We start from the raw sequence: 15,570 nt of genomic DNA on the forward strand, positions 1-15,570 counted from the left end.
GAGCGGCAACATGATCGAACCACGCGTGGCCAGATATGCCTGGGGACAGCGGGTGCAGGCCAGCATCGACCTGTTCAACGATGGCTCCTATCCGGACTGCGAGGCGGAGGCCTTGCTGGTGGCCCAGGGAACCCCGGGCGAAGTAGTGCAGGTGGGCATGCATGAAGAGTCCACCATCCCGGTGTATCTGGTGGAGTTTCCCGGCAACCGCGTGGTGGGTTGTCTGGAAGAGGAAATCGTCCTGCTGGAGCCGGCATGAACCAGATCATCGCCCAGGCTGATGGGTTGCCCACTGCAGGTGGCATCCGCAGCTGGCATCCCAATGAGCTGGATCTGCGGCGTATCGAACGCATGCTGCAGAAGCGTGCACGCTACCTGTATGTCGTACCACGCGTGGAAATGACGGCGACTGGTTACCTGATCCAGAGTCCCTGTTGTTCGCGCAATATCGATGCCGAGGGCGGCATCGTCGATATCGCGCTGCTGGAATATCACGTCGAGCTGGGCGTATGGAAACTCTTCCGCAAGGATCACCCGGAAGGCGGCTGGGAATTCTTCATGCTCGAACGCAGCCTGCAGGTCTTGATGGATTGCATCAACCGGGACACCGCAAGGTTGTTCTGGCAATGAGTGCGCCACCCATGGATACCACCATCTATCTCGACAACAACGCCACCACCCGGCCCACACCGGAAGTGCTGGCGGCCATGCAGGCCTGCCACGATGAAGCCTGGGGCAACCCCTCCAGCAAGCACCGGGTCGGTGACGCTGCACGCCAGCGCATGAACAGTGCCCGCGCGGAGGTGGCGGCCCTGCTCGCTGCCTCGTCGGCCGAACTGGTGTTCACCAGTGGCGCCACCGAAGCCAATCACATGGCCATCCTGGGCGCGCTGGCCCTGCAGCCGCAGCGGCGCCATATCGTTAGCAGTCTGGTGGAGCATCCTTCCACCTTGCTGCTGTTGCGGCATCTGCAGGCACAGGGCGTGCGCATCAGCTGGATCGCGGTGGATGAGCATGGACAACTGCAGCTCGATGAACTGGCGGCAGCCATCACGCCGGATACCGCCCTGGTGAGCCTGATGTGGGCCAACAATGAAACCGGCGTGGTGTTTCCGATTGCCCAGGCGGCCGAACTGGCGCGCCAGCGCGGTGTGCTGTTTCATACCGACGCGGTGCAGGCAGTAAGCCGTGTTCCATGCGACGTGGCGGCCATGGGCGTGGATCTGCTGTCCTTGTCGGCGCACAAGCTGCACGGGCCCAAGGGTATCGGCGCCCTGTACGTGCGCAAGGGGATCAGGTTGCCGCCCTTGCTGTTCGGCCACCAGGAACGTGGCCGGCGCGGTGGTACCGAGGACGTGGCGGGCATCGTCGGGCTGGGCGTGGCAGCGGCCCAGGCGCGTGCGGCGCTGCCACGGATGCTGGCGGTGAGCGCATTGCGTCAGCGCTTCGAGCGCGGCCTGGCACGCCTGCCGCAGGTCAGGATCAATGGTGCGGGCGCAGCGCGTCTGCCCAATACGGTCAGCGTGCGCTTCGGCCAGGTCCATGCCGAACTGCTGCTGGAGCACCTGGATCGCCTGGGAATTTGCGCCTCCAGCGGGTCGGCCTGTACCGCCAGCGGCGACATGCCCTCCCACGTGCTGATGGCCATGGGCTTGTCCAGCGAGCAGGCAGCGGCGACGCTACGCTTTTCGCTCTCCCGCGATACCCGCGACGACGAGATCGATGCGGTGCTGGCGGCCTTGTTGCAGATCGTGCAGATCGTGCAGATTGTCCAGCCCTTGCAGGCAAGAGTGGCCTAGGGAGCCTTACCGGACCAACCAATCAGGAGCCCAACATGAAAGTGATGATCCGCAAGAACTCGGCAGGCTTGCTGTCGGCCTATGTCCCCAAGAAAGACCTGGAAGAGCCCATCGTGGCGATGGAAAAGCCCGACATGTGGGGAGGCCACGTCACCCTGGCCAATGGCTGGCAATTGGCGTTGCCAGCGATGGATGCGGCCACCGTATTGCCGGTGACCATCGATGCACGCCGTCTGGGCGAATGAGGAGCCGATGCGATGGGTCTGTCGGTCCAGCAATTGGCCGCTGTCCAGGAGGTGCTGCAGGATGCCACCCATGCCAACGCCCTGGCGGCCCTGCGCAGCGCCTTGCCGCGCCTGGTGTGCAGCCGTTGCGACCAGGAGGACATGCGCGGCGAAACGCCTTACTGGCGCGGGCACAGATATGCCTTGTACCTGGTCGATACCGATGCCCATTGCTGGCGCGTGGTCGATGGCCCCGATGAGGCCAGCGGCGTGGTGATCGTCCGTTTTTCCTGAGTTGAGCCAATACCCGGAGGAGTGCGTCACATGGAACAGGAATGGATCAAATTGTCGGACCCCGACGTCAGCACCCGCGAGCTGGAAGCCGTCACGCGGGTGCTGGTCTCGTCGGGCCTGTCCGCCGGCCCGGTGGTCGAGTCCTTCGAAAACGAATTTGCCTCCTACCTCGGTCGTACCTATGGCGTGGCCGCTGCCAGCGGCACGGTGGCGCTGATGCTGGCCTTGCGAGCCATGGGGATCCGTGCCGGTGATGAGGTGATTGCCTCTGCGTACTCCTGGCATCAGATCGTCCATGCCATCACGCTGGTCGGAGCGACGCCGGTGTTTGCCGACATCGACTACTGGAGCGGCAACCTGGCGCCGCACAAGGTGGCCGACAAGATCAGCCAGCGCACGCGCGCTATCGTGGTGGGCAATTGCAACGGCCATCCGGCCGCCTGGGCCGAGTTCCGCCAGCTGGCACAGGCGCATGGCCTGCGCCTGATCGAGGATTCCACCGAAGCCATCGGTTCGCGTTACCAGGGTCGCGTGGTGGGCAACTTCGGTGACATTGCCATCTTCGATTTTTCGCAGCCCTCGGCGCTGTGCTGTGGCGAGGGCGCCATGCTGGTCACCGATGACCCGGAGCTGGCCAGTGAATTGCACTATATGCGCAATCGCAATCTGGGCGATCGCCAGTCCATCGCCGTGGCCAGCCGGGTACCGATGCAGGCGTCGATGAGCGATCTGAGCGCAGCCATCGGCATCGCGCAGCTGGAGCGGCTTGATGAAATCCTGCTGCGGCGCAAGCAGGTCGAGGCCTACTACCTGAAGCACGTGCAGTTTTTCGAGGGCATCAAACCGCCCTATATCGGTCCTGACGTCGACGAGGTGTACTGGATGCTGTACCTGGTCCACCTGGGTACACGCTTCACCCGCACCATGCGCAACCAGATCATCGAAGACCTGGCCAGCCAGGAAGTGGAAGCCGCCGCCTGGTGCCAGCCGCTGCACCAGCAGTTCTACTACAGCCGCTTTGGCTGCAAGCGCGGAGATCTGTTGCTGACCGAGAAGATCGCCGACCGCTGCATTGCCTTGCCCTTGCACGGACACCTCAATACCGACGAAGTGCACTTCATCGTGCAGGCGGCCAAGGATGCCTCCAGCAATGTCGGTGCCGGCGCGGCGATCTACTGAGCGGGGCGCATGGATTTTTCCGATTTTTCATCTCCGGTCTCATTGACCTCATTCATTACAAAGGAGTCCTGACCATGCCCGTCGTTACCATCCAACCCTCCGGCAAGACCATCGAGGTGAGCATCGGCAGCACGCTGCTGGCCGCCGTCATGAAGGCGGGTGAAGCCATTGCCAACAAGTGCCAGGGCAAGGCCGAGTGCGGCGCTTGCCACATCTTCGTGCTGGAAGGCCGCAAGGGCGTCTCGCGTACCACTCCGGCGGAAAACGCCAAACTCGACAGCATCGTGGGTGTCGGTTCCAAGTCGCGCCTGGCCTGCCAGGTGATCGTGGGCGAGGACGACGTCACCCTCGAATTGCTCAATTTCGCCTCCGGGCGCTGAACCTGCCTGAACGCCTGCGCCGAGGAGCCATCGCCATGCCTACCAATGAGGACACCTTGCAAGACCTGTTCGATGCGCTCGCCAAGGGGGCGCTCATTCCTTACCTGGGGCCGGGCTTGCTGAGGCAGGTACCGGATTGCCCGCTGCCCGATTCGCAGGAAAAACTGGCGGCGCTGCTGGCCGCTCAGGTCACGGTGCCGCACAAGATCCGCAATCGGCTCACGGCTACTGCGCAATTCATCGAGAACTTCAAGCATCGCAAGAGCCTGGTGCAATTGATGCAGGGGGCGTTCTCCGCCGCTCCGCCGCCGTTGCCGCTACAGCAGGCGCTGGCCGGCATGCCGGAGATCCCGATGATCGTCGCGCTCTGGTATGACGATGCCATGCGTAACGCCATGCTCGCCAGCGGCCGCGATGACTGGGGGCAGGTGCAGGGGTTGTCGCAATCCGAGCATTTCGGCACCTGGTACCAGTACTACGATCGCAGCGGGCAGGCGGTCGATGAGAGCATCGTGTCGAGCTGGAACACCTTGCTGTATCAGCCCGTTGGCGCGCATGCACCGGCCGCCAACTATCTCGTGTCGGACTCCGATTTCGTCGAAGTGCTCACCGAGATCGACATCCAGACGCCGATTCCGGCGCGCGTGCGGGCACTGCGGCAAGGCCGTCATTTCCTGTTCATCGGCTGCCGCTTCAACGATCAGCTGCAGCGCAGTTTTGCGCACCAGATCACCAAGCGCTCATCGGCGCGGCATTGGGCGGTGCTGGCGGAGCCGCCCTCGCGCAATGAACAGCGCTTCCTGGAGGAACATGGTATCGGGGTACTCCCCATGGCAACGGCGGACTTCTCAGCGCTGCTGTGTGCGCAACTGGGGCTGCCGGTGTGATGGGTCACTTCAGTTTGTTGCGTAATTCCGATGGGCGGTAATTGCTGAAGTGTCCCTCGCGGGCGGCTTGTGTCCGGGCGCGCTGCAGGATGTCGGCGCTCTTGCCCGGTGCCTGCGGCGCCGATACCTGCCGGAGAACCGCATGGCTGCCGCAGCCCGGGCAGGCTGGCGTGTCGCCGGTGCGGACCAGTTTCTCAAAATGGGTGTCGCAGACGGTACAGAGAAAGTCGAAAAGGGGCATGGTCGGCTCGCTGGTGTTGAGGGGGCGTTCGCGCAGGGTGGGGCGGCATTCCTGATGGCTGGCAGCCACCCGACCCTGTGGCGTCATACCGGGCGGTTTTCCTTGATCTTGATCGGCCCCATCAACTCCAGGCCGCGCTGGAAGCTGATCTCCTCGAACTTGCCGTTGAAGCGCAGGGCACCGTCGGCCACCGCAAGGATCTTTTCAGCGGTGTCGAGTTTCTTGAGATCGCCACGCTCGATGCGGAATAATTCCAGCAACTCGTTATAGACCGTCGATTCGTCCAGCGGCATCACGTAGAAGGTGGCACCGCCATAAGGAATCCGGAAACGCAGCGAAATGTCCAGGTTGCAGGCGAAGAAGAAGTACTTGCCATCGGCGCCCAGCTTGTCCCCCAGCACTTCGCACAGCAGCTTGATGTGTTCCAGCGAAGACGCCATGCCGGCCAGGAAAGGAATGGTGGCGGTGCCCACGTCGGCCACCGTCATCACCTGGTCCAGCTTGATTTCCGGGGGGCGCTTTTCGTCGGCCAGGCTGGCCTGGTATTTGAGCGCGATTTCGCCACGGAAGGCGACGCGTCCATTACGTTTGGTCGGGCCCTTGAAGACCGGGCTCAGCAGACGGCCGTCATTGTCGAGATCGGCCAGGGGGGTATTTGCGAGAGTGCTCATGGGGTTTCCTTATTGGTTGCACAGAAAATCGGCAGTCTTGAAAAATGCGGCACCCAGTTGCTGCCGCAACACTTCGTCGGGTACCAGTTCTTGCAGCGCCTGGTTCATGCAGGCCATCCAGGCATCGCGTGCGGCAGGATCGATGGCAAATCCCGCGTGCGCCTGGCGCAGGCGGGGGTGGCCAAACGCCTCGGTATACAGGGGTGGGCCGCCCAGCCAACCGGAGAGGAACATGAACAGGCGCTGCCTGGCCGGCGCCAGGTCGGCCGGATGCATGGCGCGTACCACGGCCGCCTGGGGCAGCTGGTCCATCAGGGCGTAGAAGCGGTCGACCAGTTGCCGCACGACCGGCTCTCCGCCAATCTGCTGGTAATGCGGATTGGCCAGCGCCGGAGGGATCGATGGCCCCGCCATCGGTGCAGCCCGATGCGGCAGCTTCAAGGGGATGCGGGTCGCGCACATGGTCTTACACCACCGTCACCGCGATGCCCAGGCCCAGGGGCGTGCGTCGGCCCAGCTGGGCATCGACCTTGCGGCGTACGCCCTCCAGCGTGAGCGGACGCAGCAGGGTGGAGTTGGCACCTTGCGCCAGCGCTTGGCGGACATGGCTGTCATCGGTGCTGTCGCAGACCACCACGATCTTCATGGCCGGATGCTGCTGGCGCAACTGAGCCAGTACTTCCATGCCCTCCTTGGCGAGATTGCCCTGACCCAGCAAGAGCAGATCGGGCGGCCAGTCCCGCCCCTTGCGCAAGGCACTCTCCACATCCGCCAGCAGATGCGCCTCGCACTCGTCGGCAAGCATGAACTGCAGTGCCAACCCGCTGACGTCATCACAGTCGACGATGAAGACCCGCTTGTTGTCGACCGCGCGCTGGCTGTCTACACCGATTTGCATGGTTTGCTCCCTGGGGTGAGTGGATCGCTGACCGGGCCGCCTGGCGCAGCCTTCTTTGCCCTGCAATTCATCCCGATAGCAAACATCGTTCCCGTTATCAGTCAGCTGCCCCTCCTTGCTTTCCACAGGCCGCAACAAGGCCTGTGGCTGCGGGCCGGCGGGCCGAGAGGGGGGGCCGCCGGCGTGGTTTGCTACACGTATGTGTTGGGTGGGCGGGCTTGTATCGTTCCCTACAGACTGGGTGCCGTTTGTGCGGTTTGCAACACCAGAAAGAGGCGGGTGGACAGGTTGCGAGAAAAGCGGATTTGGCCAATTAAATCAACGACTTGAGATCATTTTTTGATGGTGGCACGGCATTTGCAAATAGGGGTGTGCACCGACGATGACTTGCCGAATGCGTGACTTGAGACGAAGACCAATAAAAGTTTCGAAGCGGCGCCCCAACGGCTGCAAGTGTGATGACAAAACTGCTTTGAACGACATCGTAATTTCTTACACCAGAGCTACACCGCTTATTTCTAGGAGAATCAAATGGCCTCACTCAGACAAATCGCCTTCTACGGCAAAGGCGGCATCGGCAAGTCCACCACGTCGCAAAATACCCTCGCCGCACTGGCCCAGATGGGGCAGCGCATCCTCATCGTCGGCTGCGATCCCAAGGCTGATTCGACCCGCCTGATCCTGCACGCCAAGGCTCAGGACACCATCCTGTCGCTGGCTGCCGATGCCGGTTCGGTGGAGGACCTGGAGCTGGAAGACGTCATGAAGATCGGCTACCAGAACATCCGTTGCGTCGAATCCGGCGGCCCGGAACCGGGCGTCGGTTGCGCTGGCCGCGGTGTGATCACCTCGATCAACTTCCTCGAAGAAGAGGGCGCCTACGATGGCACCGACTACGTCTCCTACGACGTGCTGGGCGACGTCGTGTGCGGTGGCTTTGCCATGCCGATCCGTGAAAACAAGGCGCAGGAAATCTACATCGTGATGTCTGGCGAGATGATGGCCATGTACGCCGCCAACAACATCTCCAAGGGCATTTTGAAGTACGCCAACTCCGGTGGCGTGCGTCTGGGCGGTCTGATCTGCAACGAGCGTCAGACCGACAAGGAACTGGAACTGGCCACCGCCCTGGCCGCCAAGCTCAACAGCAAGCTGATCCATTTCGTGCCGCGCGACAACATCGTGCAGCACGCCGAGCTGCGCCGCATGACCGTGCTGGAATACGCGCCCGATTCCAAGCAGGCTGGCGAATACCGCACCCTGGCCACCAAGATCCACGAAAACGCCGGCAACGGCACCATCCCCACCCCGATCACCATGGACGAGCTGGAAGACCTGCTGATGGAGCATGGCTTGATGCCTGTCGTTGATGAATCGATGGTGGGCAAGACGGCCGAAGTAGCGGCCTGAACATCATCTTCTGCCTGCTGTTGATGCTGCAAGGTCCTGGTCGCCCCAGCCTCTGTCTTTCGAAGCGAAGGCGGCCAGGACCGCAAGAAAAAGGGTAGCGCAGGTTTGTTGACCGGACTGGCATACGACCGGGTATGTCTCCCGCGACTAATTTTATCGGAGGGCCCATGAGCCTCACAGTTGAAGAAACCACGGCACGCAATACGGAATTGATCAATGAGGTCCTCAAGGCCTATCCGGACAAGACCGCCAAGCGTCGCGCCAAGCACCTCACCACCCAGGAAGAGGGCAAGTCGGATTGCAACGTCAAATCCAACATCAAGTCGATCCCCGGCGTGATGACCATTCGCGGCTGCGCCTATGCCGGTTCCAAGGGCGTGGTCTGGGGACCGATCAAGGACATGATCCACATCAGCCATGGTCCGGTCGGCTGTGGCCAGTACTCCTGGGGCTCGCGCCGCAACTATTACATCGGCAAGACTGGTATCGATAGCTTCGTGACCATGCAGTTCACGTCCGATTTCCAGGAAAAGGACATCGTCTTCGGCGGTGACAAGAAGCTGGAAAAGATCGTCGACGAGATCCAGGAACTGTTCCCGCTCAACAAGGGAATTTCGGTGCAATCCGAATGCCCGATCGGCCTGATCGGTGACGACATCGAAGCGGTGTCCAAGAAGAAGTCCAAGCAATACGACGGCCATACCATCGTGCCGGTGCGCTGCGAAGGCTTCCGTGGCGTGTCGCAGTCACTGGGCCACCACGTGGCCAACGACGCCATCAAGGAATGGGTGCTGGACAAGATGGACCCGGACAAGAACCAGTTCGTGGCGACACCGTATGACGTGGCCATCATCGGCGACTACAACATCGGCGGCGATGCCTGGTCCTCGCGCATCCTGCTGGAGGAAATCGGTCTGCGCGTGATCGCCCAGTGGTCCGGCGACGGTACCCTCGCCGAAATGGAAAACACCCCCAAGGCCAAGCTCAACGTGCTGCACTGCTATCGATCGATGAACTACATCTCGCGCCATATGGAAGAGAAATTCGGCATTCCCTGGGTCGAGTACAACTTCTTCGGCCCCAGTCAGATCGAGACATCGCTGCGCCAGATTGCCAGTCACTTCGACGACAAGATCAAGGAAGGTGCCGAGCGCGTCATCGCCAAGTACAAGGCCCTCACCGATGCCGTGATCGCCAAGTACCGTCCGCGCCTGGAAGGCAAGACCGTGATGCTGTTTGTCGGTGGCCTGCGTCCGCGTCACGTGATCGATGCCTATGGCGACCTGGGCATGAAGGTGGTGGGCACCGGTTATGAATTCGGCCACAACGACGACTACCAGCGCACCACCCACTATGTGGAAGACGGCACGCTGATCTACGACGACGTGACCAGCTATGAATTCGAGAAGTTCGTCGAGAAGATCGAGCCCGATCTGGTCGGCTCCGGGATCAAGGAGAAATACGTCTTCCAGAAGATGGGCGTGCCGTTCCGCCAGATGCACTCCTGGGATTACTCGGGCCCGTATCACGGCTATGACGGCTTCGCCATCTTCGCCCGCGACATGGACATGGCCATCAATAGCCCGGTGTGGGGCATGGCCAAGGCGCCGTGGAAGGCTTGAGCCGAATCGATTCGGAGATGGAAGGACGCAGCACTGTGCCCGCCGCCTGTCGTCCATCCGACCCGAGCCTGGATCATTTGATCAGTTGAATTGAAGGGGTATCATCATGCCGCAAAACGCCGATAGCGTTCTGGACCACGAGAATCTGTTCCGCCAGCCGGAATACCGCGAACTGCTCGCCCGCAAGAAAGACGAGTTCGAGTTCGCCGTTCCGCTGGACAAGGTTCAGGACGTGGCCGAATGGACCAAGACCAAGGAATATCAGCAAAAGAACTTCGCCCGCGAGGCGCTGACCATCAATCCGGCCAAGGCCTGCCAGCCGCTGGGTGCGGTGTATGCCGCCGTCGGCTTCCAGAACACGCTGCCGTTTGTGCATGGATCGCAGGGCTGCGTGGCGTATTACCGCTCGCACTTTTCGCGTCACTTCAAGGAACCGACTTCCTGCGTATCGTCGTCGATGACAGAAGACGCCGCCGTCTTCGGTGGTCTCAACAACATGATCGACGGCCTGGCCAATGCCCTGAGCCTGTACAAGCCGGAGATGATCGCCGTCTCCACCACCTGCATGGCCGAGGTGATCGGTGATGATCTCGACTCCTTCATCAAGAATGCCAAGGACAAGGGCAGCGTGCCGGCAGAATATGACGTGCCGTTCGCCCATACCCCAGCCTTCGTCGGCAGCCACGTGACCGGCTATGACAATGCCTTGAAGGGTATCCTGACGCACTTCTGGGATGGCAAGGCCGGCACCGTGCCAGCACTGGAAAGAAAGCCCAACGAGCGCATCAATTTCATCGGCGGTTTCGATGGCTTCGTGGTCGGCAACCTGCCCGAGGTCAAGCGCATCTTCAAGCTGATGGGCGTGGATGGCACCATCGTGTGTGATCCCTCGGAGGTCTGGAATACCCCGACTGACGGGCAGTTCCGCATGTACAGCGGCGGCACCACCAAGCAGGAAGTGATCGAGGCCGTCGACGCCAAGGCCACCGTGGTGTTCCAGGAGTTCAGCACGCTCAAGACTGCCAAGTACATCGCGGAGAAGGGCCAGGAAGTGGTCGCCCTCAACCATCCGATGGGCGTGGCCGGTACGGACCGGTTCCTGATGGAGCTGTCACGCCTGAGCGGCCAACCCATCCCGGCCGAACTGGAACTGGAGCGTGGCCGCCTGGTCGATGCCATCGCCGATTCGCAGGCGCACTTGCATGGCAAGAAGTTTGCCTTGTATGGTGACCCCGACATGATGATCGGCATGACCCAGTTCCTGCTGGAGCTGGGCTGTGAGCCGACCCACATCCTGTCCACCAACGGCGATGCCGAATGGGCGGCCAAGGTGCAGGCGCTGCTGGACGGGTCTCCCTTCGGCAAGGACTGCAAGGTCTATCCCAAGCGCGACTTGTGGCACCTGCGCTCCCTGCTGTTCACGGAGCCGGTGGACTTCCTGATCGGCAATACCTATGGCAAGTATCTGGAGCGCGACTGCGGCGTGCCGCTGATCCGCCTGGTGTTCCCGGTCTTCGACCGCCATCACTACCATCGCTTCCCCATCTGGGGTTATGCCGGTGCGATGCGCGTGCTGGTGATGATCCTTGACGAATACTTCGAAGCCCTGGATGCCAATACGGTGGTGGCCGGCGAGACCGATTATTCCTACGACATCATCCGCTGAGCGCGCTGGACGTCCCGCCAGTCAGAAGTGCCGCCTGGCGGGATGCCCGACTGGATGCGTAGTGCCCCGGCAGCAACCCAGCTAAGCATGGAGAGCGATCATGACGGCGTTGAAGCTGAAGATCCAGGAAGTCTTCGAAGAACCGGCCTGCGACAAGAACCAGGCCAAAACGGAGAAGCAACGCAAGGCAGGCTGCAGCAAGCAGCTGGCGCCGGGCGCGGCAGCCGGCGGCTGCGCCTTCGATGGCGCCAAGATCGCCTTGCAGCCGATCGTGGACGTGGCCCACCTGGTGCATGGTCCCATCGCCTGCGAAGGCAATTCCTGGGATAACCGCCATGCGGCTTCGTCCGGTGTCCAGACCTATCGCACCGGTTTCACCACCGACATCAATGAGATCGACGTCATCTACGGTGGTGAAAAGCGGCTCTACAAGGCGGTCAAGGAAATCATCGAGAAATATGATCCGCCAGCGGTATTCGTCTACCAGACCTGTGTCACTGCGCTGACGGGCGACGATATCGAGGCCGTCTGCAAGGCCGCCAGCGCCAAGTTCGGCAAGCCGGTGATTCCGGTCAATTCGCCCGGCTTTGCCGGGGTCAAGAACCTGGGCAACAAGCTGGCCGGGGAAGCCTTGCTCGATTACGTGATCGGGACGGTCGAACCGGAATTCACCACGCCCTACGACATCAACATCATCGGCGAATACAACCTGTCCGGCGAGTTGTGGCAGATCACGCCCTTGCTTGATGCCATGGGCGTACGGGTGCTTTCCTGCATCAGCGGCGATGGCCGCTATCGCGAGATTGCCTCTTCGCACCGGGCCCGGGCATCAATGATGGTGTGTTCCAAGGCCATGATCAATGTGGCACGCAAGATGGAGGAACGTTACGGGATTCCCTTCTTTGAAGGGTCTTTCTATGGGATCGGCGACGTCTCCGATTCGTTGCGCCAGATCGCGCGCCTGCTGGTGCAGCAAGGTGCACCAGCCGAGTTGACGGATCGCACCGAAGCCTTGATCGCGGTGGAAGAAGCGCGCGCCTGGAGTCGTCTGGCGCATTACAAGAAGCGCCTGGCGGGCAAGCGTGTGCTGTTGATTACCGGCGGTGTGAAGTCCTGGTCAGTGGTAGCGGCCTTGCAGGAGGTCGGCATCGAAATCGTCGGCACCAGCGTGAAGAAATCGACCCGCGAGGACAAGGAGCGAATCAAGGAAATCATGGGGGATGAAGCCCACATGATCGATGACATGACGCCGCGCGAGATGTATGCCATGTTGAAAGAGGCGCGCGCCGACATCATGCTCTCGGGCGGACGTTCGCAATTCATCGCGCTCAAGGCCAAGATGCCCTGGCTGGACATCAACCAGGAGCGCCATCATGCCTATGCCGGCTACGAGGGCATGATCACGCTGGTCTCGGAAATCGACCGCGCCCTGTACAACCCGGTGTGGGAGCAGGTGCGTGCACCGGCGCCCTGGGAGTAAGCGCATGGCCATCATCGAGACTTCCTCCAAGGCGGCAGCCGTCAACCCGCTCAAGATGAGCCAGCCGCTGGGAGCGGCCTATGCCTTCCTGGGCATGAACCGCTGTATGCCGGTCATGCATGGTTCCCAGGGCTGCACCTCGTTCGGGCTGGTGTTGCTGGTGCGACATTTCCGCGAAGCGATTCCCTTGCAGACCACCGCCATGAACGAGGTATCAAGCATCCTGGGCGGGATGGAGAACATCGAAAAGGCGGTCTTGAACATCCGCCTGCGCGCCAAGCCGGACCTGATCGCCATCTGTTCCACCGGGCTGACCGAAACCAAGGGCGATGACGTCGATGCCTATCTCAAACTGATCCGCCAGAAGCATCCCGACCTTGCCGATACTGCGCTGGCCTATGTCTCCACGCCTGACTACACGGGCGCCTTCCAGGATGGCTGGGCCAGGGCCGTGGAGGCATTGATCCGCGCGCTGGGTGAGCCGCAGCCGGACATCCAGACGCGCGCCAACCAGATCAATCTGCTGGCGGGGTGCCATCTGACACCGGCCGATATCGAGGAATTGCGCGACATCGTGCAATCCTTCGGGCTGGACCCGATCGTGTTGCCGGATGTGTCGGGTTCGCTGGATGGCCATCTACCCGACAATTTCAGTCCGACCTCGATGGGCGGTACTACCCTGGCCGACATGCGTGCGCTGGGCGCTTCCGTCGTCACCATCGCCATCGGCGAACAGATGCGCGCCAGTGCCCAGGCCGTGCAGGAGTTGAGCGGGGTGCCGTATGTGGTGTTCGACCGGCTGACCGGCCTGCAGGCCAATGACCGTTTCCTGGCCTATCTGGAATACGTGTCGGGCCAGTCGATTCCGGCGCGCTATCGGCGTCAGCGCAGCCAGTTGCAGGATGCCATGCTGGATGGCCACTTCTTCTTCGGCGGGGTCAAGGTCGCCATCGGTGCCGAACCGGACCTGTTGCTGGCACTCTCGACATGGCTGGCCGAGATGGGCTGCGAGATCGGCTGTGCCGTGACCACCACGACCTCGCCGGTGCTCGATGGCGTACCCGCAGCCCGGGTGGTGATCGGCGACCTGGAGGACCTGGAGCAGGGCGCGCGCCGGGTCAGCGCCGGTCTGCTGGTGACGCATTCGCACGGACGCCAGGCGGCCGAGCGCCTGCATATTCCCTTCCATCGCGCCGGCTTGCCCATGTTCGACCGCCTGGGGGCCGGGCACTGTCTTTCGGTCGGCTATCGCGGCACACGTGGATTGATTTTCGAGATCGGCAACCTGTTGCTGGCCGAAGGCCATGCACATACCCCGGATGACTGGCAACTGCCGCAGAGCACGCGCGATGCCCTGGCGCTGGCCACGTCCGTTCAAGGAGAAAGCTCATGAAAGTGGCATTTGCAACCCAGGATCTGCAGCGCGTGGATGCGCATTTCGGCTGGGCCAAGAACCTGGCGGTGTTTGAGGTCTGGCCCAATGGTTACAGCTTCGTGCAGACGCACAGCTTCGACGGCGATCTCAAGGAGGACGGCGACGAAGACAAGCTGGCCCCCAAGATCGAGGCCATCAAGGATTGCGCCATCCTGTACGTGGCCGCCATCGGCGGCTCGGGCGCCGCACGGGTGGTAGCCAACCGCATCCACCCGGTCAAGGTGGCGCAGGCCGAACCTATCCTGGACATCCTTGACAAGCTGCAGGAAGTGCTCAAGGGTACACCGGCACCATGGCTGCGCAAGGCCATGCAAAAGGGCCAGGAACGCGACATCAATTTTGAAGAGGAAGTGTGAACCATGACTGCCATCGCCACTCAAGAGGCCCCGGTCGCCATCGACAGCCCGTTCGTGCAGGAGCTCATCAAGCAATGGCGCGCGCAGGATACCCATGGCGCCTGGGACGGCAAGAGCAACGCAGACCTGCTGGCGCCCTACATCATCACGCGCGAGCAGCGCCGCGAGATTCCCATCATCGGCGACCCCGATCCTGAAACCCTGTGGCGCCTGGAATTGTTCTACAACGCCGTCGGGCTGGCGATTGAACGCCAGACCGGCAGCATCGCCACGCCCATGATGAAGATGTCGCATGAGGGCTTTGGACGCATGGTGCTCATGGCCGGGCGCCTGGTAGTGGTCAACAAGCACTTGCGGGATGTGCATCGCTTCGGCTTCGAGAGCGTGGACAAGCTGGCCGAGGAGGGCGGCAAGATCGTGGCAGCCGGGGTCGAGATGATCCGGCAGTTCCCCGAAGTGGTCAATTACGGCTGAGGGCACTGGCCACAAGGAGAACGGACATGCAGGACAGGGAAGCGCTCAAGGCGCAAGTCAAGAAGCTCAACCAGCAGGCCACCGCCTTGAAGATGGATTTGCACGATCTGTCCGAGGATTTGCCGACCGGCTGGGAAAAGATCCTGGAGGTCGCACAGAAGGCCTATGACGCCCATGCCGCCCTGGCCGAGGCACGGCGCGCACTTGAGGATGAGAACGAAAGACAGCCATGACGACATTCACGGTCAAGCTTCCCGGCGGTGCCGACTGGACGCCACAGTTCGTCGGCCAGATCAATGAAGACAAATGCATCGGCTGCGGCCGTTGCTTCAAGGTATGCGGCCGCGACGTGCTGGCCCTGGTCGGGATCAATGACGAGGGCCAGCGCATCGCGGTCGATCCTGATGATGACGAGGATGAGGAGTACGAAAGAAAGATCATGACCATCGCCAACCGCGACAATTGCATCGGTTGCGAAGCCTGCTCACGGATTTGCCCCAAGAAGTGCTACACCCATGGGAGCGCGCAGGTCTGATCGTCCATTTCCCTTTGAA

21 protein-coding genes are annotated in these 15,570 nt (G+C 61.7%); 17 read left to right on the top strand and 4 right to left on the bottom strand.

The features are described from left to right. Nucleotides 1–10 precede the first annotated feature (10 nt). From HFRIS_RS09430 to HFRIS_RS09465, 8 genes are all read left to right on the top strand, one after another. Complete coding sequence (locus HFRIS_RS09430) at nt 11–259, top strand: nitrogen fixation protein NifZ (protein ID WP_006463078.1); 249 nt, start codon at nt 11–13, stop codon at nt 257–259. After that, nucleotides 256–630 (top strand): DUF3024 domain-containing protein, encoded by a 375-nt coding sequence (locus tag HFRIS_RS09435; protein ID WP_006463079.1) that lies wholly within the window; start codon nt 256–258, stop codon nt 628–630. The genes HFRIS_RS09430 and HFRIS_RS09435 overlap by 4 nt, the downstream gene beginning before the upstream one ends. Before the next feature lie 11 nt (nt 631–641). Beyond that, entirely contained in the window at nt 642–1,799 is a 1,158-nt protein-coding gene (locus HFRIS_RS09440; RefSeq protein ID WP_006463080.1) for a cysteine desulfurase family protein, read from the top strand. Between the two features lie 35 nt (nt 1,800–1,834). Continuing rightward, nucleotides 1,835–2,044 (top strand): putative nitrogen fixation protein NifT, encoded by a 210-nt coding sequence (nifT, locus tag HFRIS_RS09445; protein WP_006463081.1) that lies wholly within the window; start codon nt 1,835–1,837, stop codon nt 2,042–2,044. 12 nt (nt 2,045–2,056) lie between these two features. After that, nucleotides 2,057–2,317: a hypothetical protein gene (locus HFRIS_RS09450; RefSeq protein WP_006463082.1), complete on the top strand. Its 261-nt coding sequence runs from the start codon at nt 2,057–2,059 to the stop codon at nt 2,315–2,317. A gap of 30 nt (nt 2,318–2,347) precedes the next feature. Next, nucleotides 2,348–3,496 carry a DegT/DnrJ/EryC1/StrS family aminotransferase gene (locus tag HFRIS_RS09455; protein ID WP_006463083.1) on the top strand — a complete coding sequence of 383 codons (1,149 nt, stop codon included), beginning with the start codon at nt 2,348–2,350 and terminating at the stop codon, nt 3,494–3,496. A gap of 74 nt (nt 3,497–3,570) precedes the next feature. Beyond that, nucleotides 3,571–3,876: a 2Fe-2S iron-sulfur cluster-binding protein gene (locus HFRIS_RS09460; RefSeq protein ID WP_006463084.1), complete on the top strand. Its 306-nt coding sequence runs from the start codon at nt 3,571–3,573 to the stop codon at nt 3,874–3,876. A 35-nt stretch (nt 3,877–3,911) separates the two neighbouring features. Then, the gene (locus HFRIS_RS09465) at nt 3,912–4,763 is read left to right on the top strand and encodes an SIR2 family NAD-dependent protein deacylase (RefSeq protein ID WP_006463085.1); all 852 of its coding nucleotides are present in this window, start codon (nt 3,912–3,914) and stop codon (nt 4,761–4,763) included. A gap of 4 nt (nt 4,764–4,767) precedes the next feature. Here HFRIS_RS09465 and HFRIS_RS09470 read toward each other — a convergent pair whose 3' ends face one another. The 4 genes from HFRIS_RS09470 to HFRIS_RS09485 are packed head-to-tail and all read right to left on the bottom strand — an operon-like array spanning nt 4,768 to nt 6,573. After that, on the bottom strand, nt 4,768–5,091 hold the full coding sequence (locus HFRIS_RS09470; protein WP_006463086.1) for an FmdB family zinc ribbon protein: 324 nt from the start codon (nt 5,089–5,091) through the stop codon (nt 4,768–4,770). Continuing rightward, nucleotides 5,088–5,675, bottom strand: a complete 588-nt coding sequence (locus HFRIS_RS09475) for a hypothetical protein (RefSeq protein ID WP_006463087.1) — start codon at nt 5,673–5,675, stop codon at nt 5,088–5,090. Before HFRIS_RS09475 ends, HFRIS_RS09470 begins: the two co-directional genes overlap by 4 nt. A gap of 9 nt (nt 5,676–5,684) precedes the next feature. Next, a complete protein-coding gene (locus HFRIS_RS09480; RefSeq protein WP_051110898.1) occupies nt 5,685–6,089 on the bottom strand; it encodes a group II truncated hemoglobin in 405 nt (134 codons plus the stop codon). 52 nt (nt 6,090–6,141) lie between these two features. Beyond that, the gene (locus HFRIS_RS09485; RefSeq protein ID WP_006463089.1) at nt 6,142–6,573 is read right to left on the bottom strand and encodes a response regulator; all 432 of its coding nucleotides are present in this window, start codon (nt 6,571–6,573) and stop codon (nt 6,142–6,144) included. A 531-nt stretch (nt 6,574–7,104) separates the two neighbouring features. On the opposite strand from HFRIS_RS09485, the gene nifH reads away from it, so the two are divergent. The 9 genes from nifH (at nt 7,105) to fdxB (ending at nt 15,551) form a co-directional block, all read left to right on the top strand. Then, a complete protein-coding gene (nifH, locus tag HFRIS_RS09490) occupies nt 7,105–7,983 on the top strand; it encodes a nitrogenase iron protein (protein ID WP_006463090.1) in 879 nt (292 codons plus the stop codon). A 167-nt stretch (nt 7,984–8,150) separates the two neighbouring features. Further along, the gene (gene nifD, locus HFRIS_RS09495; protein WP_006463091.1) at nt 8,151–9,605 is read left to right on the top strand and encodes a nitrogenase molybdenum-iron protein alpha chain; all 1,455 of its coding nucleotides are present in this window, start codon (nt 8,151–8,153) and stop codon (nt 9,603–9,605) included. Between the two features lie 106 nt (nt 9,606–9,711). Continuing rightward, the gene (gene nifK / locus HFRIS_RS09500; protein WP_006463092.1) at nt 9,712–11,271 is read left to right on the top strand and encodes a nitrogenase molybdenum-iron protein subunit beta; all 1,560 of its coding nucleotides are present in this window, start codon (nt 9,712–9,714) and stop codon (nt 11,269–11,271) included. A gap of 100 nt (nt 11,272–11,371) precedes the next feature. After that, nucleotides 11,372–12,751 carry a nitrogenase iron-molybdenum cofactor biosynthesis protein NifE gene (gene nifE, locus HFRIS_RS09505; protein ID WP_006463093.1) on the top strand — a complete coding sequence of 460 codons (1,380 nt, stop codon included), beginning with the start codon at nt 11,372–11,374 and terminating at the stop codon, nt 12,749–12,751. A 4-nt stretch (nt 12,752–12,755) separates the two neighbouring features. Then, nucleotides 12,756–14,144, top strand: a complete 1,389-nt coding sequence (gene nifN / locus HFRIS_RS09510; protein WP_006463094.1) for a nitrogenase iron-molybdenum cofactor biosynthesis protein NifN — start codon at nt 12,756–12,758, stop codon at nt 14,142–14,144. Beyond that, nucleotides 14,141–14,542 carry a nitrogen fixation protein NifX gene (gene nifX, locus HFRIS_RS09515; protein ID WP_006463095.1) on the top strand — a complete coding sequence of 134 codons (402 nt, stop codon included), beginning with the start codon at nt 14,141–14,143 and terminating at the stop codon, nt 14,540–14,542. The genes nifN and nifX overlap by 4 nt, the downstream gene beginning before the upstream one ends. 3 nt (nt 14,543–14,545) lie before the next feature. Continuing rightward, a complete protein-coding gene (locus tag HFRIS_RS09520; protein ID WP_006463096.1) occupies nt 14,546–15,016 on the top strand; it encodes a NifX-associated nitrogen fixation protein in 471 nt (156 codons plus the stop codon). A gap of 26 nt (nt 15,017–15,042) precedes the next feature. Further along, complete coding sequence (locus HFRIS_RS09525; protein ID WP_006463097.1) at nt 15,043–15,249, top strand: CCE_0567 family metalloprotein; 207 nt, start codon at nt 15,043–15,045, stop codon at nt 15,247–15,249. After that, nucleotides 15,246–15,551, top strand: a complete 306-nt coding sequence (gene fdxB / locus HFRIS_RS09530; protein ID WP_006463098.1) for a ferredoxin III, nif-specific — start codon at nt 15,246–15,248, stop codon at nt 15,549–15,551. The genes HFRIS_RS09525 and fdxB overlap by 4 nt, the downstream gene beginning before the upstream one ends. The last annotated feature ends 19 nt before the right edge of the window (nt 15,552–15,570 follow it).

It is taken from the genome of Herbaspirillum frisingense GSF30 (assembly GCF_000300975.2).
Lineage (GTDB): Bacteria > Pseudomonadota > Gammaproteobacteria > Burkholderiales > Burkholderiaceae_D > Herbaspirillum > Herbaspirillum frisingense.

Bases quoted from the DNA above. Each gene is read 5' to 3' on its own strand.
- HFRIS_RS09430 (WP_006463078.1), top strand. From the start codon at position 11: ATGATCGAACCACGCGTGGCCAGATATGCCTGGGGACAGCGGGTGCAG.
- HFRIS_RS09435 (WP_006463079.1), top strand. From the start codon at position 256: ATGAACCAGATCATCGCCCAGGCTGATGGGTTGCCCACTGCAGGTGGC.
- HFRIS_RS09440 (WP_006463080.1), top strand. From the start codon at position 642: ATGGATACCACCATCTATCTCGACAACAACGCCACCACCCGGCCCACA.
- nifT (WP_006463081.1), top strand. From the start codon at position 1,835: ATGAAAGTGATGATCCGCAAGAACTCGGCAGGCTTGCTGTCGGCCTAT.
- HFRIS_RS09450 (WP_006463082.1), top strand. From the start codon at position 2,057: ATGGGTCTGTCGGTCCAGCAATTGGCCGCTGTCCAGGAGGTGCTGCAG.
- HFRIS_RS09455 (WP_006463083.1), top strand. From the start codon at position 2,348: ATGGAACAGGAATGGATCAAATTGTCGGACCCCGACGTCAGCACCCGC.
- HFRIS_RS09460 (WP_006463084.1), top strand. From the start codon at position 3,571: ATGCCCGTCGTTACCATCCAACCCTCCGGCAAGACCATCGAGGTGAGC.
- HFRIS_RS09465 (WP_006463085.1), top strand. From the start codon at position 3,912: ATGCCTACCAATGAGGACACCTTGCAAGACCTGTTCGATGCGCTCGCC.
- HFRIS_RS09470 (WP_006463086.1), bottom strand. From the start codon at position 5,091: ATGACGCCACAGGGTCGGGTGGCTGCCAGCCATCAGGAATGCCGCCCC.
- HFRIS_RS09475 (WP_006463087.1), bottom strand. From the start codon at position 5,675: ATGAGCACTCTCGCAAATACCCCCCTGGCCGATCTCGACAATGACGGC.
- HFRIS_RS09480 (WP_051110898.1), bottom strand. From the start codon at position 6,089: ATGGCGGGGCCATCGATCCCTCCGGCGCTGGCCAATCCGCATTACCAG.
- HFRIS_RS09485 (WP_006463089.1), bottom strand. From the start codon at position 6,573: ATGCAAATCGGTGTAGACAGCCAGCGCGCGGTCGACAACAAGCGGGTC.
- nifH (WP_006463090.1), top strand. From the start codon at position 7,105: ATGGCCTCACTCAGACAAATCGCCTTCTACGGCAAAGGCGGCATCGGC.
- nifD (WP_006463091.1), top strand. From the start codon at position 8,151: ATGAGCCTCACAGTTGAAGAAACCACGGCACGCAATACGGAATTGATC.
- nifK (WP_006463092.1), top strand. From the start codon at position 9,712: ATGCCGCAAAACGCCGATAGCGTTCTGGACCACGAGAATCTGTTCCGC.
- nifE (WP_006463093.1), top strand. From the start codon at position 11,372: ATGACGGCGTTGAAGCTGAAGATCCAGGAAGTCTTCGAAGAACCGGCC.
- nifN (WP_006463094.1), top strand. From the start codon at position 12,756: ATGGCCATCATCGAGACTTCCTCCAAGGCGGCAGCCGTCAACCCGCTC.
- nifX (WP_006463095.1), top strand. From the start codon at position 14,141: ATGAAAGTGGCATTTGCAACCCAGGATCTGCAGCGCGTGGATGCGCAT.
- HFRIS_RS09520 (WP_006463096.1), top strand. From the start codon at position 14,546: ATGACTGCCATCGCCACTCAAGAGGCCCCGGTCGCCATCGACAGCCCG.
- HFRIS_RS09525 (WP_006463097.1), top strand. From the start codon at position 15,043: ATGCAGGACAGGGAAGCGCTCAAGGCGCAAGTCAAGAAGCTCAACCAG.
- fdxB (WP_006463098.1), top strand. From the start codon at position 15,246: ATGACGACATTCACGGTCAAGCTTCCCGGCGGTGCCGACTGGACGCCA.